General features: G+C 37.6%; 19 protein-coding genes and 2 pseudogenes. 17 read left to right on the top strand and 4 right to left on the bottom strand.

Features of this window, described 5'->3' with window-relative positions; all coding sequences use genetic code 11:
* Window positions 1-115 precede the first annotated feature (115 nt).
* The 9 genes and pseudogenes from ACHABW_RS15655 to ACHABW_RS15615 form a co-directional block, all read left to right on the top strand.
* Window positions 116-478: a VOC family protein gene (locus ACHABW_RS15655; protein ID WP_435756484.1), complete on the top strand. Its 363-nt coding sequence runs from the start codon at window positions 116-118 to the stop codon at window positions 476-478.
* A gap of 368 nt (window positions 479-846) precedes the next feature.
* Window positions 847-1527, top strand: coding sequence for a class I SAM-dependent methyltransferase (locus ACHABW_RS15650; RefSeq protein WP_435756482.1), 681 nt, complete (start codon window positions 847-849; stop codon window positions 1525-1527).
* A 48-nt stretch (window positions 1528-1575) separates the two neighbouring features.
* Window positions 1576-2667, top strand: a complete 1092-nt coding sequence (locus ACHABW_RS15645) for a flavin monoamine oxidase family protein (RefSeq protein WP_435756480.1) — start codon at window positions 1576-1578, stop codon at window positions 2665-2667.
* A gap of 43 nt (window positions 2668-2710) precedes the next feature.
* Entirely contained in the window at window positions 2711-3751 is a 1041-nt protein-coding gene (locus ACHABW_RS15640; protein ID WP_435756478.1) for a tetratricopeptide repeat protein, read from the top strand.
* A gap of 62 nt (window positions 3752-3813) precedes the next feature.
* Window positions 3814-5199, top strand: a complete 1386-nt coding sequence (locus ACHABW_RS15635) for a M20/M25/M40 family metallo-hydrolase (RefSeq protein WP_435756476.1) — start codon at window positions 3814-3816, stop codon at window positions 5197-5199.
* A 469-nt stretch (window positions 5200-5668) separates the two neighbouring features.
* Window positions 5669-5962: a PH domain-containing protein gene (locus ACHABW_RS15630; protein ID WP_435756474.1), complete on the top strand. Its 294-nt coding sequence runs from the start codon at window positions 5669-5671 to the stop codon at window positions 5960-5962.
* A 239-nt stretch (window positions 5963-6201) separates the two neighbouring features.
* On the top strand, window positions 6202-6639 hold the full coding sequence (locus ACHABW_RS15625) for a DUF6376 family protein (RefSeq protein WP_435756472.1): 438 nt from the start codon (window positions 6202-6204) through the stop codon (window positions 6637-6639).
* Between the two features lie 89 nt (window positions 6640-6728).
* Window positions 6729-8287, top strand: a protein-coding gene (locus tag ACHABW_RS15620; protein WP_435756470.1) for an IS3 family transposase whose coding sequence is annotated in 2 segments (ribosomal slippage) — window positions 6729-7365 and window positions 7365-8287 — 1560 coding nt in all. Because the reading frame shifts where the segments join, the coding sequence is not laid out codon by codon here.
* Between the two features lie 810 nt (window positions 8288-9097).
* Window positions 9098-9310, top strand: a pseudogene (locus tag ACHABW_RS15615) (ATP-binding cassette domain-containing protein); the annotation flags it as partial.
* A 90-nt stretch (window positions 9311-9400) separates the two neighbouring features.
* Here ACHABW_RS15615 and ACHABW_RS15610 read toward each other — a convergent pair.
* The gene (locus tag ACHABW_RS15610; RefSeq protein ID WP_435756468.1) at window positions 9401-9532 is read right to left on the bottom strand and encodes a DUF4023 domain-containing protein; all 132 of its coding nucleotides are present in this window, start codon (window positions 9530-9532) and stop codon (window positions 9401-9403) included.
* Window positions 9533-9637: 105 nt separating this feature from the next.
* On the opposite strand from ACHABW_RS15610, the pseudogene ACHABW_RS15605 reads away from it, so the two are divergent.
* Window positions 9638-10008: pseudogene (locus tag ACHABW_RS15605) on the top strand (fructose-bisphosphatase class III); the annotation flags it as partial.
* A gap of 208 nt (window positions 10009-10216) precedes the next feature.
* Here ACHABW_RS15605 and ACHABW_RS15600 read toward each other — a convergent pair.
* Window positions 10217-10846, bottom strand: a complete 630-nt coding sequence (locus tag ACHABW_RS15600; protein ID WP_435756466.1) for a cell wall hydrolase — start codon at window positions 10844-10846, stop codon at window positions 10217-10219.
* A gap of 395 nt (window positions 10847-11241) precedes the next feature.
* Here ACHABW_RS15600 and ACHABW_RS15595 point away from each other — a divergent pair, with 395 nt between their 5' ends.
* Window positions 11242-11406, top strand: a complete 165-nt coding sequence (locus ACHABW_RS15595) for a hypothetical protein (RefSeq protein ID WP_435756464.1) — start codon at window positions 11242-11244, stop codon at window positions 11404-11406.
* A 130-nt stretch (window positions 11407-11536) separates the two neighbouring features.
* Here the strand turns inward: ACHABW_RS15595 and ACHABW_RS15590 are convergent, their stop codons facing one another.
* Complete coding sequence (locus tag ACHABW_RS15590) at window positions 11537-12400, bottom strand: SDR family oxidoreductase (protein ID WP_435756462.1); 864 nt, start codon at window positions 12398-12400, stop codon at window positions 11537-11539.
* 196 nt (window positions 12401-12596) lie between these two features.
* On the opposite strand from ACHABW_RS15590, the gene ACHABW_RS15585 reads away from it, so the two are divergent.
* Window positions 12597-13037 carry an Rrf2 family transcriptional regulator gene (locus tag ACHABW_RS15585; RefSeq protein WP_435756460.1) on the top strand — a complete coding sequence of 147 codons (441 nt, stop codon included), beginning with the start codon at window positions 12597-12599 and terminating at the stop codon, window positions 13035-13037.
* A gap of 429 nt (window positions 13038-13466) precedes the next feature.
* On the top strand, window positions 13467-14444 hold the full coding sequence (locus ACHABW_RS15580; protein WP_435756458.1) for a DUF3895 domain-containing protein: 978 nt from the start codon (window positions 13467-13469) through the stop codon (window positions 14442-14444).
* A 72-nt stretch (window positions 14445-14516) separates the two neighbouring features.
* On the opposite strand, the gene ACHABW_RS15575 is transcribed toward ACHABW_RS15580, so the two are convergent.
* Window positions 14517-14648 carry a DUF4023 domain-containing protein gene (locus tag ACHABW_RS15575; RefSeq protein ID WP_110935852.1) on the bottom strand — a complete coding sequence of 44 codons (132 nt, stop codon included), beginning with the start codon at window positions 14646-14648 and terminating at the stop codon, window positions 14517-14519.
* 479 nt (window positions 14649-15127) lie between these two features.
* Here ACHABW_RS15575 and ACHABW_RS15570 point away from each other — a divergent pair, with 479 nt between their 5' ends.
* The 4 genes from ACHABW_RS15570 to ACHABW_RS15555 all read left to right on the top strand — a co-directional run bounded on the left by ACHABW_RS15570 (window position 15128) and on the right by ACHABW_RS15555 (window position 22099).
* Entirely contained in the window at window positions 15128-17068 is a 1941-nt protein-coding gene (locus ACHABW_RS15570) for a fructose-1,6-bisphosphatase (RefSeq protein WP_435756456.1), read from the top strand.
* Window positions 17069-17195: 127 nt separating this feature from the next.
* On the top strand, window positions 17196-18278 hold the full coding sequence (locus ACHABW_RS15565) for a Gfo/Idh/MocA family oxidoreductase (protein ID WP_435756454.1): 1083 nt from the start codon (window positions 17196-17198) through the stop codon (window positions 18276-18278).
* Between the two features lie 1343 nt (window positions 18279-19621).
* On the top strand, window positions 19622-21124 hold the full coding sequence (locus ACHABW_RS15560; RefSeq protein WP_435756452.1) for a malate:quinone oxidoreductase: 1503 nt from the start codon (window positions 19622-19624) through the stop codon (window positions 21122-21124).
* Window positions 21125-21256: 132 nt separating this feature from the next.
* Complete coding sequence (locus ACHABW_RS15555) at window positions 21257-22099, top strand: aldo/keto reductase (RefSeq protein WP_435756450.1); 843 nt, start codon at window positions 21257-21259, stop codon at window positions 22097-22099.
* The last annotated feature ends 35 nt before the right edge of the window (window positions 22100-22134 follow it).

The following is a 22134-nucleotide window of genomic DNA, read 5'->3' as shown; positions in this document are numbered from 1 at the left end:
GAACTGGGTATTTATGTTAATATTATTATAAGGTTTGGAAGAAATATACTTTAAATTTCAACATGTTCATCGATTCATTAATGTATTTTTACGCTTAACTATGGGAGGAAATTTTATGATTATTGGTTTGCATCACGCACAGATAACTATTCCTAAAGGTGAGGAAGAGGAAGCTGAAAACTTTTATTGTAACGTATTAGGACTAAAAAAAGTTGAAAAGCCTGATTCTCTAAAAGGACGCGGAGGTTTTTGGTTGCAAGTTGGTGAGACACAGGTACATGTAGGAACAGAAGAAGGGTTTGACCGACTGACTACGAAAGCCCATTTGGCCTATCAAGTAGAAGATGTTTCTTATTGGAGAGAGATATTGGAGGGAAATGGCATTAAGGTTTTAGATTCGGTTCCTATTCCTAATTTTGAAAGGTTTGAATTTAGAGACCCATTTGGAAATAGAGTAGAGATTATCAAGGTAACTTGAATGGACTAAATATGTACATATATAAGAAAAACATTTTTGTATTTGCAAGTTGTGTTGCAAGAGGGACTTTCAATGTGGAGATTTATTGATGATTTAGCTGGAGCTCTCTGTACGATATTTTTAAATTTATTCATGGTCAATTAGCTATTTACTTGCAGGGATGATAATCGTTGCAGTTCCAATGTATCTGATTGTTTTGGTAGTCGGTTACTTTCAGTAATTTAACACAAAAAAGTGATTGCTCCACAAAGGGTAATCGCTTTAGAACACTTAATTTACGAGTAGATTAGTGAAAACCATTTTCCATTTAAATGATGAAGCAGAGAACCGTCCCCTGCATCATAGATCTAGAAGAAGGATGTGAGAGAATGAGCTCTTTTGATTGGCATAAAGAAGCAAAAAGTCTTTGGGATGAGAAGGCTGACTTTTGGAATCAAAGCAGCGAAGGAATGTGGGAAACTGGTAGCCGAAAGTCTATTGTTCCCTTTGTTCAAAAGCACTTCCCTAAAGGTACTTTTATAGCAGATTTAGGTTGTGGGGATGGATATGGGTCCTACAAGTTGGAACAGGCTGGATTTCAAGTGACGGGCGTAGACTTATCGGAGGAAATGATTGAAGCTGCAAAAAGAGAAGAGAGAAATAAGCGGGTGAATTTTGTACAAGGTGACCTAACAACATTGCCGTTTGAAGATGAAACGTTCTCAGGGTTAATGGCAATTAACTCGATCGAGTGGACAGAACATCCTTTAAAAGCATTAGATGAGATGCACCGAATAGTAAAAAAAGATCATTTATTGTGCTTAGGAATACTAGGACCAACAGCAGCACCACGAGCGAATAGCTATAACCGGCTTTATGGGGAATCTGTCATATGCAATACAATGATGCCATGGGAATTCGAACAATTAGCACAAGAAAACGGCTGGGAAATCATTGATGGGGAAGGTGTCTTTAAACAAGGAGTCGACGAAAAAACGATCTCCCACTTTCCAAAAGAACTTAAACAATCACTCACATTTATGTGGTTGGTCATGTTAAAGAAATTATGATTAGAATAATAGCTACATATAGAACACACAGCGATTGGAGGTATGAATATGAGTGATCCTATTATCATTGTTGGGGCTGGTTTAAGCGGCCTTCGTGCGGCTTCTTTGCTTACTTCAAAGGGTATCGAGTGTTGTGTACTAGAAGCAAGAGGGCGAATTGGAGGCAGAGTTTTAAGTGAATCTTCCGTGGACAGGCCTGACATTGGTAAGTTTGACCTGGGACCAACATGGTTTTGGCCACAGAAGGAGCCTATTATTTCTAGTCTAGTATATGAACTTGGTTTACGGACTTTCGTTCAGCATACCGATGGAGATATCCTTCTCGAGCGATCTCAACGTCAACCTCTTGAGCGACATAAGCTACCAGAAGGAGCTACCCAAAGTTCGGTTCGGCTTAGTGATGGAGTTCAGTCCCTTATTGACGCCGTAGCGGCAACTCTTCCCCAGGGGTCGGTTGAATTAGGAACGATTGTGACAACAATAAATATGGATGAAGCAGGAAAGCTAAGTCTTGAAGCAGACCTCGCTGATGGAAAGAAGAAAAGTATACGTGCAAGAGCTGTGATCTTAGCATTACCGCCCCGTATTGTGGCGAGTCGCATAGCCTTCTCCCCACCTCTCCCCACCGAGCTTATGACGAGTTTACAAGACAAGCCCACGTGGATGGCGGGACAGGCCAAGGTGGTTGCGATTTATCATCGTCCTTTTTGGCGAGAAGACGGACTATCCGGCCAGGTTATGAGCTGGGCAGGTCCCTTGCAGGAAATTCATGATGCATCACCGGATTCAGGATCCGGGGCACTTTTTGGTTTCTTTGGAATATCCGCAAAGATGCGCCAAGAGCTTGGTGAAGAAAGAGTTCTCGAAATTGTCGTTAATCAGTTGACACGTCTCTTTGGATCGTTAGCTGAAAAACCGATTTCTCTCTTATACAAGGATTGGTCTATTGACTCTGAAACAGCGGTTGGCGAAGACTCCGCACCGATTAGCGATTTTCCCAACTATGGTCAACCGGCAACTTTTAGTTCGTGGAAAAAGAAAATCATTTTTGCCGGGACGGAAACCTCTTCAGAACATGGGGGGCATCTTGAAGGAGCACTTCAATCAGCTGAACGTGCAGTTTCCGAAGTGATGGAGTGAAGCAGAGAACCGTCCCCTGCTTCAAAGAGGAGGTAATTTTTATATGAAATACACTAATATGACTTTGGAAGAGTTAGAAGAGGCTGAATCTAATCTCGAGCAAAAAGGTCCAGATGAGGTAAAAGATGGGCATTTCAGGGAGCGGATTAATTTATATGAGGCCTACTACCGTAAAGCGTATAAAAAGGGAAAAATAAGTCATGATCTGAATGATATGAAGTATACAGAGTACGTAAAAAGCAAGCTGCTAACTGATCTCATTAAGTTCGGAACTTATATGAAAATGTCCTATCAGAAGAATGATATAGATGCGTATACTGCGTTAAAACGAGCGTTATCATTAGATCGGAAAAATCCAGTAGTAAATTACCGCCTTGGTTTTATAGCGTACAAACGTAGAGATTATCATGATGCAAGCGGATTTTTTCAATCTGCAATTGATGCACATAGTGATAAAAACACGAAGACGTGGTTATTAAACTCCCAGCAGGTGTATCACGCTCATTTGTATTTAGTGAACAGTGCCTTATTCATTGCCAAACAGACAAATGAACGTTTGAAGAAACTGCCTGAAATAGAATACCGTGTTCTGGATAGTTACGATACGTCCCCGTTTTATGATGTGATTAATGAGAATGAAACGTACTTAACCAACCATGCTTTTATGATGAGGACAAATGAAGAAACCAGATATTGCTCCAAGGAAAACTGTGATGACTTTTACGAAGAAGGCTACGTTGAGAATCACATGATACTTTATTTTTCCGATCGCTCGGAATCATTAAGCTTTAATGGAACGAAAGAAGTCGTTCTTACTGATTTTGCGGACTTACTTAAAAAGTTTTTGTTACATAGTTCTTCTGACAATCCTTTGTCACTGGAAGAAATTTTCGAGGTTTATGGGATTTCGCAAACGGAGAAAAATACTTATATTCAACGAATCCGTCGTTTAAGACGGAGATTAACAGAGTTGGGTATTCCTGAAATCATTATTACAAGTTCTAAACGGAATGTCACTTCTTATTACTTTGACGGTTCTGTGCCGTTCACGATCATGCAGCGTGTAGGGGAAGTGACGGACTGATGACAGGTGTGTCATCGCAACTTTGAGATACTAGGTTTACAAATCAAAGGGAGATGATGCACATGAAATTTTCAACGTTATTTATTCGTCAAGGATTCAATGTTTCAGAGAGAGAAGAAAATGTATTTGACTGCGGGTATGAAAGTGAAGAAAATATTGCGTTTTTAATGAAGACTTTGGATGCTGGAAATGTTTCGTATGACTGTAATGGGTTTTTGCTAAACTTGAAGGATTCAGAGTTCGCGGAAAAAGAATGGCTTACGTTACTTGATGTTCGGGGGCGAGGCCGGACAGAATTAGTAGATACACAACCATGGAAAACCCGGCTTCGTATTGAGAAACTAGATTTGTATATTAGCGGGATTGTCAACGAGTTGATTCGGCTTGGTTTGTATACAGGTTTCAGTTGTGATGGCCATGGAGTACGAGCAGCATCGGTATATCTGCTTCATGAAGACGATTTGGAAACGGCTTCGGAGCTGCTGTTAGCATGCGGGATAGAGAAGGTTCGTACGAATGGGAAAGAATTGAAGTTACATGTAACTCACATCTCGAAGCTGCTGGATGTGGCAGAGAAGCTGCATCAGATTAAAAAGGAATGGCTCACGGAAGGGCTAGAGTTTGTGGAAAAGCACTTATTTCAAGCTAAATTAGAAGATGTTCTTTCTATTAATGGCGTGAGCGGAGAAGAAGAGAGGATTCGCCAGTATGTGAAAGAAGAGTTAACCAATCTAGTGGATCATATGGAAGTCGATGTAAAAGGCAATATTTTGGCTCAACGATCGTATCGAAGTGGGAATGGTCCTACGGTTCTATTAAATGCTCACTTAGATACGGTGGAAGAACTGGTAGAGGGACGAGAAATTATCAAGAATGGTCCGATTTGGTCCAGTAGTGAAGGAATTCTCGGGGCAGACGACCGAGCAGGGGTTTCGATTTTACTCGAAATGGCTAAATGGCTCGACGGCTCAAGCTTTAACGGAAAGGTCAAATTTATTTTTACGGTAGAAGAGGAAATCGGACTTGTCGGGGCCAGATCTTTGGAAGAATCATTTTTATGGGATGTGGATGCGGCTATTGTTGTGGACCGCCGTAATACGACAGACATCGTTGTTTCTTGTGGAGGCTACATTCCTTTCTGTCATGAAAACTACGGGACGTTTTTTGAATCAATTGCGGAAGCTCATGGTTTAGGGACTTGGAAATCCGTTGCTGGTGGAAGCAGTGATACACGGATTTGGGCAGAGCACGGCATTCAAAGTGTAAACTTATCTGCAGGCTATAGTCACGAGCACACGGATGATGAAATTCTCGATGTGGAGGCTTGCTTTAACACGCTGAAACTCATTCAAGCTGTTTTTACTGAAAGAATCGAGCTTAGAAAAGTGTTAACTAGAATTACTCATTTAAATCAAAGAAGTGGAAGAGCACCAGGGGAAGTAGGGTGAAGCAGGGGACGGTTCTCTGCTTCACTTACAGGTCAGAATTTGTATAATTCTTGATTTTTAAAGGTTGTTATATGCTTTCGAACAGAGGCGGCGAATCCGTTCCAGGCTGCTGCTTTTCGAGGGAGTCACCGCCTTCGCTTGTTCGAGTTATTTGTTCAGAAGTCAATTAGACAACCTTTTTACATGGTTGGTTTTTAGTTGCTTTTTCAGTGCCCGACGCAATGATACTAAAACGAACTTTCGGGAGTGGTAATAACCAAGGATAAAAATCGAATATACGAAGAATTAGTTAATTACATGAATGAAGGGATATATTTAAATTTATCCCATTTTATAGTCCTTCGATGATATAATTGTACCGGGTATTAAGAAATGAAACTGGAGAGGATGAAACGTAAATGGCGGAAATAAATTCTATTATGTCTTGGACGTTTAGTGGAGAAACATCGATTCAAATGAAATTAATGAAGTGTTAGTAGAAGGCGAAGTCCCAGAAATAGCTTATAAAACGGTTCGAGATGTTGCGGTAGTGACTAATAAAAGGTTTATTATCGCTGACAAACAAGGGCTTACTGGGAAAAAAGTTGAGGTTTATACCATTCCATTTAAATCAATCATTATGTACTCCAGTGAAAATGCGGGAACACTGGATTTTAATTCGGAGCTTGAGCTTTGGACAAAGGCTGGCACTTTCAAACTGAACCTAAGTAAAAAGGTTGATATTAGAAAACTAGATCGATTAATAGGAAAGTATGTTTTATAAAATGAAGGTTTTCTTTTAAAGCAACGGAAAATTTGATAATAGTACATATTATAAGGGTCTCTTCTCTTGTCTGTGAGAGAATGGATCCTTTTTTTCTTTTTATCGTTGTATATATTGGAAGCAGAGAACCGTCCCTTTGTTTGTCAGCATGATGCTTAAAATTATTGACTGTTTTCTGAAAATAGCTTATATTTAAGAATGAAATGTATATTCGTATACGATTTCAAAGGAGAAATAGGATGAAAAAAATTATGTTTATACTATTCACTTTTTCTATTGTTATCCTTAGTGGATGCTCGGTTCTTGAAGAAGTAAATAGCTCACTGAATTATGCAACTGAATCAACAGATTATATTAATGACTTACAAACATTTGGAGAGGAAGCATCTTCACTTGTCCAAGACGCTGCCACAGATCCTGATAAAAAAGCTGAATTAGAGGGTAAAATAACAGACCTCGAGGCAAGAATCAAGGAATTTAATGAAATGGAAGCACCGTCGATTGCTACTGATCTTCATGAAACGGTTGTTGAAAAAAATGACCAAATCCTTGAGGGGATTAATACAGCAAAGGAAAACGGCGAACTCTCAGTTGAAAAACTAAAGGATACAGAAATTTTTAAAACAATAAATGAAATGACTGATCTAATAGATCAAATAAAGCAACTTGAATTGTAAGGTGAAGCAGGGGACGGTTGATATGCTCCCCTTTAAGTAGACAGATTAAAAAACAAAAAATCTGGATACTTGAAGGGGTGTATTTTTTTATGTCTAAAAGAACTTTTTCAGCAGAAGAAAAGTTACGAATTTTGAAGGCTTGTGAAAATGGAGAGTATTCCTTGTATGAAGCTTGTTCCGTTCATAATATAAACTATTCATCCATTTCGAGATGGAGGCAAACTTTTGAAAGATATGGGGTTGATGCCCTAACAAAGTCTTCATCTAATAAAAAGTACTCTAAAGAGTTAAAACTGGCTGCTATTCAAGATTATAAATCTGGTCTATATTCCCTTCGGGAGGTTGCTAGAAAGTATGAAATATCAAATGATGGCGTGTTGTTTAGATGGATTAAGAAGTATAATAGTCATAGAGAAATAAAGGCAACTGCGAGAGGGATGAGCCAATCTATGACTGAAAAAAGAGCTACAACGTGGGAAGAACGGTGTGATATTGTTTTGTACTGTCTCTCAAATAATAAAGACTATCAGAAGGCAGCAGAAATATTTGAAGTCTCCTATCAACAAGTATATCAATGGATGAAAAAGTATGAAAACGGTGGAGATGAGGCACTTAAAGATAAACGTGGAAGAAATAAGTTAGAACAAGAGCTCACACCAGAAGAAAAGATGAAACAGGAAAATAAAAAGCTAGAAAGAGAGAATGAACGTTTACGAGCTGAGAATGAATTCTTAAAAAAGTTAGAGGAACTCGAAAGGAGGCGGTATTAAGCTACGTCCGTTCTGAAAAGAAATATCTGGCCATTCAGGAGCTTCGTGAGAAGGAAAACTTCTCTATTATCCTACTGTGTGAGGTCGCAGAGGTTTCCCGTGCCGCTTACTATAAATGGTTAAATCGAACACCTTCCGCTCAAGAATTACAAAATAAAGAGCTTTTAGACGCAATGAAAACACTTCATGAAAAGGTCGATGGCATCTTTGGTTACCGTCGAATGACGATGAATATGAGTCGCAAGTTTAAACAATGTTTCAATTATAAGAGAATTTACCGATTAATGAGAATTTCTGGCTTACAATCTGTGATACGAAGAAAAAGAAAAAGCTATGTTCGATCAATTCCACAACACGTTGCAGAGAACGTGTTAAACCGAGACTTTAAAGCTGATAAGCCAAATGAAAAGTGGCTAACAGATGTAACAGAATTTAAATACGGTAAATCGAAAAAAGCTTATTTAAGTGCCATTCTTGATCTCCATGATGGCTCGATTATTAGCTATGTCCTTGGTCACTCTAATAATAATCCACTGGTGTTTAATACTCTTAAACAAGCGCTTGTCGTTTCACCTGGAGCCCGTCCACTCCTTCATAGTGATCGTGGTTTCCAATATACATCCCATGGTTTTAAACGGATGATCCTTAACGCAGAAATGAATCAAAGCATGTCTCGAGTTGGAAGATGCATTGATAATGGTCCTATGGAGTCTTTTTGGGGAACCCTTAAATGTGAAAAGTACTACCTCAACAGCTACGAATCGTTTGAGGATCTTTCTTGTGCGATAAATGAATACATGTACTTTTATAATTACGAAAGACTTCAAAAACGACTAAACGGCCTCAGCCCCCTTGAATATAGGGCTAAAACCGCTTAAAACATTTTTATTATTTCCACTGTCTACTTGACAGGGAGCAGTTCAGGTTCTCTGCTTCTTTTTTTGTGCTTAATGAAACAAATTTAATTTTCTTAAATTTCATGTTTCGCAGCTTTTGTACCCACATACAGGTCGATACTAAATTCAAAACTTATGTTTATTTCATTGATTTCTTAGTAATTTCTTCTAACTTTTAACTATCACACAGAAATTTTTCACAGTATTCTCCATTAACATTTTACGAGATTAGTAATATTTTTTAGCGTCTTTTTTCGTGTAGAAAAATTTGCTTTCATTACTTCGGACTGTGTTTTGTAAAATAATTTCCACATCAAATAAAATTGGTTTATGGATAATCTTCGATAACTTATCAGTTATTAATTCTTTTAATAATAAAAATTAATTTGAAAATTATGGCAGATAGATATTGTGGATGTTAAAAATTCAGTTTATAATAATAAATAGGAACATACGTTTGAATGAAGGGGAGATACCAATACTGTTGATTATGATTAACCAATATAATCATACTTAGTTGGTTTCTTTAATTTCTTTAACTCATTTCTTCCTTTAGATGGAGAGTAAATCATCCTCTAGTCTGTTAATGAGATGTTGATAAGTTGATATAGTCTATTTATAGAATTTTAAAAGGTGGCATGAAGTAATAAGCGAACACATAGAATTCCCTCTATACAGAGGAGATTGTTTGTTCAGAATAAAATTACTTAAAAAAATATCAGGTCACCCAATACTTCTACAATTGTTGATTCTTCCAAGACCGGTCAATGAATTGTTGAAAGGATGAAAACAATGAATAATACAAAAAAATACGAAAACAATACGGAATTGGCCATTCAAGCTACTGGTCTCGTTAAGAAATTTGGTGACAATTTTGCAGTTGATGGTGTTGATTTAGAAGTACGGAAAGGAACAGTCTATGGTTTCCTCGGACCAAATGGTGCAGGTAAGACCACGACTATCCGCATGCTGGCAACTTTGCTGCAAGTTGATGGCGGATATGCCAATTACTAACTGGTAGCTGTTCTCTGCCTTATTTTGTGGAGTGAGACAGAGAACAGTTCCTCAATAATTGCTGGATGTATCTAAAGAGAATCACTTATTCGTGCTGAGCTGCTTGCTAGGTAATTTACGATTTGCATGTGCTTTCCCTTGACGCTTTTCATTCTGCTTCGCTTTTTCCTGCTTTTCATGTAATTTTTCTACGAACTCATGTGTATCATCCATAAGAAACCCTCCTTATCAGAACTTGTTGTTCACATCTTCTCTGGTTCAAGCAAATGATCAAATGCCTCACAAGAATACTCATTAGAAAATGATTGTTTTGCAACGGTGAATCCAGATCAGGGCCGTATTATTAATGGGCACACACCTGTCTTAGAAATAAGTGGAGAGAACCCTATAAAAGCAAATGGAAAAATGATTGTCATTGATGGTGGCTTTTCGAAGGCTTACCAATCTAAAACTGGAATTGCGGGGTACACCCTTTTATATAACTCCTTCGGTATGCAGCTTGTTGCCCATAATAAATTCACTTCAAAAGAAGATGTTCTTAAGAATGGGACAGATGTTTTATCCGTTAAACGTTTAGTCGATAGAGAAGTGGAAAGAAAGTAATGGAAACCAATAATGGCGAGAAAATATTACAACAGATATCTGACTTAAAACATTTAATGGAATACCGTTACCGGATCGACCAGTGAAGCAGGGGACGGTTCTCTGCTTCATTTTAATAGCTGTTGCAATAACTTTAATATTTTTTGAATTTCTACTTATCGGACTAAGTGATGCTATGTAATTGATTCCACGTATCACTAAATAACAAGCCCTACGCAGAAAATATTTAAAGAGTCAGTTCCGAAATGAGATTATATGAAAAGACGTCTCCCTGAAGTGGAGACGTCTTATGCCTTATTCTAAAAATTCGTGGTCGTCAATTGTCGTAACAACTGTCATTTTTTCTAACCAACGTGAAGTAGCAGTGGTTGAATTCCAGAAGTACAACGCTCCATCCACAAGGTTAGTTCCTTCCAACGCTTCTTGCACGGCAGCTATGGTATCTGCGTCTGGACTGTTTTTAATAGTCCCTGTTGCGTAAGGTTCAAACTGTCGTTTTTGCGTAATCACTTCATAGACATTGTCAGGAAACTCGTTACTATCTACACGGTTCAACACTACTTCTGCTACTGCAACCTTGCCTTCGTATACCTGACCACGTGCTTCTGCATGTACAAGGTGTTCTAGTAGATGACGGTCATCGGTGCTTAAGGTTGCCCTTTGTGTTTCTACTCTGTCAATGCTTACTGATTCCCATATTTGATTACTAGGCGTATCCGTATGCAATGAACCAGATACAATAAATGGGTTAAATTTGTCTAGGTTGTCCAATTCAACGCTGTGACGCTTTTTAATATAGTTGATCGTATCCCCTTCGATTACTTGGGACGAATTTTCGTCTTGATAATTGAAACTAGCCGTTGTTGAGGTTGGTGCAGTAAATGCTAGGATGCCCGCTAGTAATAGTCCTATTAATTTTTTCATATCTCAGATATCCCTTTCTATTAACCTATTAGCCTGTGAATAGCTGTGTCCATGCGTTATCATCGTACCCTACGTCAATAGCCATAAAGTCATCGTTTACAATGTTCTTCCTTTGCCCCTGTGAATTTATCTCACTATCACAATTGGCTATTGGAGATTTATTTTCTTGAACTCTACAGTAACGCACGAAACACGTAAGGGTAACCCCTCAAATTATTCCACCTTATCTAGATCTTGTCGGAAAAATAGAAGATTAAGAGATAAATTAAATGTCTAAATGGTCTTAAAAGTAGGAAGCAGGGATAGGTTTGGAATTTATTATTTAGGTCACAGAACTTAAGAAAGAGGAAGTATTGAAGATGAAAGAGATTGTTGATTGAAGAAGGAAACGGCATATGAACTATACAAAAACCAAGAAAGCCGAGCTAAGACGAGAATTTGAATGTGGAGACGAAGAGGAAAAAGATTGTTTCTCGTTATTAAGAAAAGGCGTGGATACTAAAATCATTGCTGAATCTGTTGAATTGTCTGAGGGAGAGATAAATATAATAGAGAAGTAGAGTAGTTAACATATTGACTTGGAGGTAATCTTTTATTTTTTCGAATTGGAGTTGTGTGAATCTTATATATCAAAACCGACCTTTCTAAGTAGGAAGGTCGGTTTTAAAATACGTTAATTATGCTGATTTTTTAAGAAAGACCTTTAACGATTTGAGGTAACCTCTCACTAAGTGGTGTTGCTGGTCGCCCAAGAAGTTTTTCGAAATCGTTGCTTTCAATTGATAATGAACCTGCACGAATGCTTTTCTGGATGTCAACAAGAAAAGGTAAGAGGAATTCCGGCACGCCAGCACCTTTCATAATGTCCGCGTAAGCAGTATCATTAACTTGCTGTACTGGTACTTCTTTACCCAAAACAGTGCCGAGTTTAGAAGCGAATTCTTCTTGAGTTAGTAACTTACCGGATAGCTCGTAGGTAGTGTTTTCGTGCCCGGTTCCAGAGAGTACCGTTGCCGCAGCCTCAGCATAATCTTGTTGTAATGCCCAACCTACTTTTCCATTTCTGGCTGATGTCACCCATGGAGCTCCAGCCATTACGCCTTGAATACTTGAGGTTTCATTCTCCATGTACCAGTTATTGCGTAAGAAAGAATAAGGAATGCCTGTTTTTATAATTATTTCTTCAGTAACTTTATGCGTGGATGCAAGGAAGTTTTCGCTTTCTTTCGCATTTACTATGCTTGTATAAGTAATAAATTTAACGCTGGCACGCTCTGCAGCAGCTACCGCATTAGCATGTTGCTTCGTTCTGGTTTCATTTTCCCCATCTGTAGAAATAATTAAAAGTCTGTCAATACCTGAAAAAGAAGAATCCAGTGTTTCAGGGTGGTCGAAGTCTCCTTGACGAACCTCTACTCCACGTGCTTGTAATCCTTCAGCTTTTTCCGGGTTCCGAACACTTACTGCAAGTTGGTCTACGGGGACAGTTTTCAATAAAGTTTCTACAACTTTCGTGCCTAATTTCCCGGTTGCTCCTGTTACTAGCATTTTCATTTTGTTATTCCTCCAATTTATGTAATATGATATTAAGTATGTTACCTGTATCCATTTAAGATACCTGTATTCATAATAGATACTCATGAGCGTTTTGTCAATAAATGAGTTATAATAAACCTTTATTCTTCTTATGGATTTTAAGGTATAATACGTTGTATTCAAAATTGATACAAAATTAGGTAGGTGAATGAATATGTCCATCAGTAGTCGTTTTACCGTTGGCGTTCATATATTAGCTCTTATTGAACTTAATAAAGATGGGATCAGTTCATCTGAATTTTTAGCAGGAAGTATAAACACGAACCCAAGCTTGGTAAGAAAAATTATCGGAATGCTGAAAAAAGTGGGAATTGTGGAAGTTCGCCCCGGGGTAGCAGGGGGGAAACTTGCAAAAGATCCATCTAATATAACATTATTTGATGTTTATAAGGCAGTCGATGTGGTGCAGGAAGAAGAATTGTTTAGTATGCATGAAAATACACATCCTGATTGTATTGTAGGCAAGAATATTCAAAACTCAATTGCTCCTGTCTTGTCAGCAGCACAATTAGCCATGGAACAGGTACTTGGAAGTGTAACCATTGCGGATGTTATAAAGGATATAGTTGAAAAAGAAACGTATAACATACAGTAATTTTTTCATTAATTCAGACATTCTTGAGGAAGGAATGTCTTTTTTTACAAGGCAAGAAAGAATGAGATGACAGCTATCTTTACACCATACGCATCAAGGGAGGGGTGTCCTTGATGCTTAAATGATGGTGGCGAAAGATCACGCTGTATTTAACAAAAGACGCTTTGCGTTTTTCTTAAGTTTTTTTATCATTAACCATAAAGGTTACATATGCTGCACGTTATAAATAATTGTTGGTTTGTAAGAATTCGCGAGATCCCGCAGTGACACTTTGTTACAATGAAAGGTGTTTTCGTAGTTCCACATAGTTATTTTAACGATAATTGCTCTAAATTATCGCTTTTGCAGGATAATAATAATTGTTGAAAGTAATTAAATTAGGAACTTAGATTCACTTATTTCGAAATAATTTATAAAGGGGTGTAAACGATGAATGAAATTTTAACAAATGAACTTAGAGATCAATATTTAAATACACTTTCGCCGGAACAAACAGATTTTATTCGAAATCATGTAAGACGTGGGAAAAAGACGATTTTTGCGAATTCTATGGCAAAGGATAAAGGAATTGTTCTTCCAGAAGATTTAGACAGCGAGGAAATTGAGCATTTATTAGAAGACTGGGTGTTAATTGATTACATTGATAATGGTTTTGTGAACCCAGATACCCCATGCGAATGTGGCAGGCCTCTTCGATATCAATATATTGTAAAACACAACAAATCAAACGAACAGAGGACATTTGGAATCAATCACTTTGAAGAACACACAGGGTTACCATCAAATATCGTTAAACTTATTAAAAGTGGGTTCCAGACAATTGAATACGAAATGGATGAGTTATTAGTTAAAATTTTTAACAATTGGAAGATAGAAGAGGAAGTACCCTTTACTCTGGATGAAGATTATATTTACCCAAAAGATTTCCAAAAACATTTGGATGCGAATGTCCCCTTATTGGATCGGCAAATAAAAAGAGTGAAACAGGAAATCCTGTCATTAAGTTCAGGACCAAAAAGAGAAGCTACGGATAGAGAATTCGAAGCAAAGGATACTCAAAAAATTATTCCATTTTATGCAACAGAAACTCAAGAACCAGATCCTATTAACTTGTTTAGCGAAGAGGAAATGCCTTTACCTAAGAAAGAGAATGACTTGAAGCCGTATGCGCTTGCAAGTGAGTATAGAGACGCGGTGTTCGGATACTTAACGGAAGGGGTTACGAGTACTAGAATAATCTGTGAATTATTAATGAAGAACTATCATGCTCCTTCTGAGAGATATTACTCAGGAAGACCTAAAATATATGTTAGCGTATGTTTTTACTTGGATTTATTAGTAAGTAAAGAGAAGGCAGTACATATAGGCTCTCTTAATCTCGACGACCGCTATTATAAACTAACGTGATGCAGGGGACGGTTCTCTGCCTCGGTTTTGTGGAGTGATGCAGAGAACCGTCCCCCTGATTCCCTTGATTAGTCATTTATTCGTGCTATGCTGTTTACTTGGTAATTTACGATTTGCGTGTGCTTTACCTTGGCGCTTTTCATTCTGCTTAGCCTTCTCCTGCTTTTCGTGCAATTTTTCTACGAACTCATGTGTGTCGTCCATAAGAACCCCTCCTTATTTAGGCTATATATAGTCTGATGCTACGTATTTCAGGAATCACTTTTTTGCTATCTCACATATTATTATGTGGTTTTTTCAACCTATTATACGAAACGACATATTTTACATTTATCAGGTGGGAAAAGAATCTATATTTTGTAATTATAAGTAAGTAATCAGGTCGAATTATCAAGTAGTACGACTCTGGTAGGACGATTCATGGCGCTAGCTAGTATGCGAGGAACTGTGAGGTATTGGGCAATTTGGCACTGAAATATTAACAAAATTTGATTCATTCAGAAAGTAAGCAGGGATTTAACGTCTTTGTACAGAAATCAGAAACAGGGAAAGGTTTTCTGCTTTTTAGAATTATACTGGTACAAGTTAAACTTATTTAAAGTTGGAACGTAATTATTCTTGTTCAGTAAGTTCTTTATTTTTCACATTTCTCAGGATAAATTGAATATTGGGGGGTTCAAGAAATGGATACAAGCTACTTAGATTTACTTGCAAAAATATATGATAAAGAGAGTAAAGTTGTTACTGAAATGATTAATCTTGAGGCCATTCTGAATTTACCAAAAGGAACGGAACATTTTGTCAGCGATCTTCATGGAGAATTCCACGCATTCCAGCATGTGCTAAGAAATGGATCGGGAAATGTTAAGACGAAGATTAATGATCTGCTTAAAGATGAACTTTCTGATGATGAAATAAATGAATTTGCTACACTAGTTTATTATCCAGAAGAGAAATTGAAGCTTATAAAAAACGAAATGGAAAATAGTCAATCGCTCAATCAGTGGTACAATAAAACCATTGAACGTATGATAAATTTGGTCCTTTTTGCCTCATCAAAGTACACTCGAACAAAGGTAAGAAAAGCTTTGCCGAAGCAATTCGATTATATTACTGAAGAGCTGTTGTATAAAACGGATGAATTATCGAACAAGAAAAATTATTATCATAAAATTGTGGAGCGAATCATCTCACTAAGGCAAGTAGACAAGTTTATTGCTGGCCTGGCTTATACAATTCAGAGGTTAGTTGTCGATCATCTTCATGTTGTAGGGGATATCTATGACCGCGGGCCTCAACCGGATAAAATTATGGATACACTTATCAATTATCATTCCGTTGATATTCAATGGGGTAACCACGATGTCCTATGGATTGGGGCTTATTCTGGATCAAAGGTATGTTTGGCTAATTTAATTCGAATTTGTGCTAGATACGATAATCTTGACATTATTGAAGATGTCTATGGAATTAATCTCAGACCTCTTCTGAATCTAGCCGAAAAATACTATGATGATAACCAAGCTTTCCGACCGAAAAACAATGCATCAGAAGAAAATATATTTGAAAATGAACAATTGCAAAAAACAAAAATACACCAAGCAATTACAATGATTCAATTCAAACTAGAAATGCCAATCATTAAGAGAAGACCAGATTTCAATATGTCTCGTCGGCTTGTACTTGAGAACATTGATTATGAACAAAAAATTATCACGCTTTATGGGGAAGAATACTCATTAGAAAATGATTGTTTTGCAACGGTGAATCCAGATCAGCCTGATCAGCTGTTAGAGGAAGAAGAACAAGTCATGAATAAACTGCTGTTCGCTTTCCAGCACTCGGAAAAATTGGCTAGACATATGAAATTTTTCATGAAGAAAGGCAGTCTTTATTTAAAGTACAATGGGAACTTACTCATTCATGGATGCATACCGTTAAATGAAGATGGTACCATGAAGGAAATGGTAATTAAAGATAAGTCGCATTCTGGAAGAGAGTTACTCGATATTTTTGAGTCATATTTACGCTACAGTTTTGCGCATCCTGAACGAACCGATGATCTTGCAACAGACATGGTGTGGTATTTGTGGACTGGTGAAAACTCATCTCTTTTCGGTAAAAAAGAAATGACAACCTTTGAAAGATATTTTATTAAAGATAAGATGGCTCATGTAGAAGAAAAGAACCATTATTACTATCTTCGTGCAGATGAGGAGGTTTGTCGTGAAATTTTAAAGGAATTTGATCTTGATCCAGATCAGGGCCGTATTATTAATGGGCACACACCTGTCTTAGAAATAAGTGGAGAAAACCCTATAAAAGCAAATGGAAAAATGATTGTCATTGATGGTGGCTTTTCGAAGGCTTACCAATCTAAAACTGGAATTGCGGGGTACACCCTTTTATATAACTCCTTCGGTATGCAGCTTGTTGCCCATAATAAATTCACTTCAAAAGAAGATGTTCTTAAGAATGGGACAGATGTTTTATCTGTTAAACGATTAGTCGATAGAGAAGTAGAGAGAAAGAAAGTAATGGAAACTAATAATGGCGAGAAAATATTACAACAGATATCCGACTTAAAACATTTAATGGAATACCGTTACCGGATTGACCAGTAACAAAAGGGTACCAGGCACTTCTTATGGACAACTGTCCATGGATTGTATCTGGTACTCTTTTTAAAAGATAAGAATGTATATAATAAAAGACGCTTTGCGTTTTTCTAATAGAAAAGAGGGTATGAAAATGTGCAAAAGAACCAGTTTTAGTATTATAGGTGGAGGTGGCTTTCGCGCTAATTATTTTTTACGAATAGCAAAAGCACTTCCTGATCTATTCCGTGTTAGTGGAATGGTTGTGCGAAATGAAGCGAAAGGAAAAACGTTGGAGCAGCAATGGAATATTAGGACTTATCGAACCCTGCTAGAACTTTTAGAAGAAGAAACGCCAGATTTTGTTGTCGTTTCTGTTAATCCGGAAGCATGTGCCAATTATTTATTACAATTAGCCGAACTGCAACTACCAGCTTTAGCTGAAACTCCTCCAGCACCAGACTTAGAAGGGTTAATATTACTACATGAAAACTTGACTACTAAGGGGGCTAAAGTACAGGTAGCCGAGCAATATCCTTTTCATCCCATCCAACAGGCTCGGTTATCGATGATTAACTCAGGGCGTTTAGGAAAGGTGACAGAAGCAACCGTTTCGATTTCTCACTTTTACCATGGTGTAAGCTTGCTAAGAAAAATGTTACATGTTGGATTTGAAAATGCTGAAATAAGCGGAAAACAATTTCAATCTAGCCTTGTTCATGGGCCAAGCCGGGCAGGATATCCAACAGAAGAAAAAATAACAATTGCACCCCGTGATCTTTGCTGGATTGATTTTGGCGACAAGCTTGGTATTTATGATTTTACACAGGATCAGCATCGTTCTTGGATTCGTTCCAATCATCTATCTGTAAGAGGTGAGCGCGGTGAGATTGATGATAATCATGTAAATCTGTTAAAGGACTATAAAACACCATTACATATTGATTTGAAGCGTATTAATAAAGGAGAATTCGAGAATCAAGAAGGCTATTTTTTATATGGCATACTAGCTGGCGAAGACTGGGTCTATGAAAATCCTTTTATTCCAGCACGATTATATGATGATGAAATTGCAATCGCCACTTGTTTACTAAAAATGGCTGATTATATACAAGGAGGACCTAGTTTTTACAGTTTACGGGAGGCTTCTCAGGACCATTATCTAGGTATGATGATGAAAAAAGCCATTGAAACCGGGGAACGAATCAAAACAGTTCACCAGCCGTGGAGTAAATAATGCAGGGTAATGCAGGGGACGGTTCTCTGCTTCATTCTGTGAAGATCTAATTATCCCCAGTGAAACGCCTGTAATCTCCGCTTTTTACTAGTTGGTTTAAAACAGTGAGTAATAATACAACTATAGATAAACATACCCTTTATGTAACAAGCAAAATTAGGGGAGGGGTATATGCTGAAGAGCTTGGATTTGCAAATGATTTCTTTCGTAGGAATTTCCTTATTACAAGACTATTGGATTTATTACCGATTACCCCGTATTTATTATTACACAAGATGATGCAGGGGACGGTTCTCTGCATCATTTATTGAGTCAATTTTACCTAATAGTCTTGAAGAAGGCAGGGAGAAAGGAAACACTATGTAGTAATAATATGCTTTGAAAAGGAACAGAATTGGAATTCATTTCAGTAGGGAAAGGAGTTAAGAATGAGGAAGTCTAGAAGTTAATAGAGGAATGTGTATTTCTCTTTTTCTATGATATACCGGTAGTACTTATGTTTCAGAAGATTGTAGACTGACTAAAATGTATTCCTATAAAGAGATAAGAAACGATTGCCCTAGCGAATGGACAATCGTTTCTTATCTCTTTATGCTTATTTTACTGTTGTTTTAGTTTGTTTTCTTTTACTTTTCTGCTCATGTTGATGAATAGCCCAATACAACTCTTCATCAGTATATAGGGACAATTTAATATTTTTCATGTGTTATCCCTCCTTTGTTCTTTGTAATTACAAGTATAGACCAAGTAATTGGAAGGATGTTCGATAGCGTTAGGTTTTATAACAGAGAAATTTGGATGGTGGGGATGGTTGCTTCTAAAATATAATTTTGGCTTTTGAACAGAGACGTTCGAATATCCTCTAGGCGGCTACTTCCTGTGGGTAATGCTTCAGCCTCCTCGGACAACGATCGTGTTGCGTGATCTCTGGCGTAGCTTTTTACCGTTAGAGTCTTATCCCTTGGCTTCTTAGAGGTTAAATTAAGAGAGGGTTAAGCGAGCATACGCCTCTTTTTTAAAACTTGGCACTTTGGAAGCAGAGAACCGTCACTGTGATATAGTATGATTATCAAAAATGATGTATAATTAAATATAGTAATGTGAATACAGTGGATATTCTTTAGTACATAGTGAGCGCTTAAGTTCATCTATTCACAAAAATAAAAACTATCATTTTGGTCCATATAATCATTAAGGTTGCTGGTTTTGAGAGTGATATTATCATATAATAGTATATATATTATTCTATAAATAAATGATATGGTTAATTGTGACAAAAATGGTGTTTCACTAGGTCACACTTAGCTAAGTGTGACATCTATATAGGGGAAAGGTTGGTACAAATGAGCATCAGAGAAACAGAAACAGACGTCATTTTAATCGGCGCAGGAATTATGAGTGCTACTTTAGGGACACTCTTAAAAGAATTGGTACCCGAGTGGGATATTAAAGTGTTTGAAAAGCTGGCAAACGCTGGTGAGGAAAGCTCAAATGAATGGAATAATGCAGGAACAGGACATGCGGCACTTTGCGAGCTTAACTACACGGATGAAAAACCGGATGGTACTATAGATATCAGTAAAGCTATAAAAATTAATGAACAGTTTCAAGTTTCCATGCAGTTTTGGTCTTCCCTTGTAAACAACAAACTAATACAGAAACCACAGCAATTTATTATGCCATTGCCTCATATGAGTTTAGTGCAAGGGGAACAAAATGTTACCTTTTTAAAGAATCGTTTTAAAGCATTATCAGAAAACCCTCTTTTTAATGGGATGGAATATTCCGACAACCCTGAAAAACTGATGGAATGGATTCCACTTATTATGGAAGGACGCGCATCCAAAGAACCTATCGCGGCGACGAAAAGCGAAGCGGGAACAGATGTTAACTTTCGAACCCTGACGCGCATGTTATTTAACAACTTAGAGAGTAAAAATGTTAAAATGAATTTTAAGCATATTGTAAGCGACATTACCCGCACCAGCGAAGGCTTGTGGGAATTGAAAGTTAAAAATTTGGAGAGCGGTACTGTCGAACGTCATACGGCAAAATTTGTGTTCATCGGTGGCGGTGGAGGCAGCTTGCATTTACTGCAAAAATCCGGTATTCCAGAAGGTAAAAAAACGGGAGGATTCCCTGTAAGCGGATTGTTTATGGTGTGTAATAATCAGGAAATTATAGCGCAGCATCATGCAAAAGTTTACGGGAAAGCTAAGGTTGGTGCTCCGCCAATGTCTGTGCCGCATCTTGATACAAGATATATCGACAACAAAAAAACGTTACTTTTTGGACCATATGCTGGCTTCTCACCAAAATTTTTAAAATACGGGTCAATTTTTGATTTGTTAACGTCCGTAAAGCCGAATAATGTATTAACGATGTTAGCGGCAGGCGCAAAAGAGATGTCATTGACCAAATATCTGATTCAGCAAGTGATGTCATCGAAAGAACAGCGCATGGAAGACTTGCGTGAGTTTTTCCCGAACGCTAAAAGCGAGGATTGGGATTTAGTAGTAGCCGGTCAACGTGTACAAGTTATCAAAGATACCGAATCTGGAGGGAAAGGGACACTTCAATTTGGTACGGAAATGATTACTGCCGCTGATGGTTCCATTGCAGCGTTACTTGGCGCTTCTCCGGGTGCTTCAACGGCCGTTCATGTCATGCTTGAACTACTCGAAAAATGCTTCCCGCAACATATAGAAGAGTGGGAACCAAAAATCAAAGAAATGATTCCTTCTTATGGCTTGTCACTAATGGAAAACCCAGAGCTTCTGAAGGAAATTCAAACTTCAACAGGGGAGTCGCTAGGACTAACCGAAAAAAAGCCAGTGTTTAGTTAATAGTTGAGGAGGCAGGGGACGGTTCTCTGCTTCTTTTTTTCTGGATTTTGAAGCAGAGAACCGTCCCTATGTTTGGATTTATTTAGATATAAATGGTAACCTTAATTTACTAGTGAAGGGGAGTGATTTGTAATGAGTATTGCTGTACCGGAGATTACACTTAATGATGGCCTGTCTTTGCCAGTTATGGGTTTTGGTACATACAAGTTGAACGGTAATGATGGAGCGAATGCCATTCACAGTGCCATTAATAAAGGGTATCGACTGATTGATACTGCTTATAACTATGAGAACGAAGGAACAGTAGGGGAATCCGTTCGACGCACTTCTATTCCAAGACATGAATTAAGAATTACGTCTAAATTACCTGGCCGATATCAAACCTATGATAAAGCTGTGAGTACCATTCAAGAATCCTTATATCGAGCTAATCTGGATTATTATGATTTATATCTCATTCATTGGCCTAATCCTCAACAAAATAATTTTATTGAAGCATGGCAAGCATTAATTGATGCTAAAAAATGGGGACTGATTCGATCGATTGGTGTTTGTAACTTTTTACCTGAACATTTAGAACGGTTGGAAAAAGAAACTGGTACGAAGGCGAGTATTAATCAAATTGAATTACATCCATTTTTCAACCAAGAAGATCAAAGAAAGTGGCATGAAGAGAATGATATCAAAACGCAATCTTGGAGCCCGTTGGCTCACGCAAATGATGTTTTGACCAATGATACACTTAAAAAAATTGCTGACAATCACACCAAGTCGATTTCTCAAGTTATTTTGCGCTGGCACTATCAACTTGGGGCAATCTCAATTCCTAAATCAGCTTCACCAATTAGACAGCTGGAAAATATATCGATTTTTGATTTTTCATTAGATGAAACAGAAATGAGTATGATCGCAGCATTAACTCGACAAGATGGCAGAATTAACAATCAAGACCCAGCCGTTTACGAGGAATTTTAAGTGAAATACGGGGACGGTTCTCTGCTTCATAAAAT

This window comes from Salipaludibacillus sp. CF4.18 (genome assembly GCF_051262595.1).
Lineage (GTDB): Bacteria > Bacillota > Bacilli > Bacillales > Salisediminibacteriaceae > Salipaludibacillus > Salipaludibacillus neizhouensis.
This window is presented reverse-complemented; position numbering and strand designations above follow the sequence as displayed.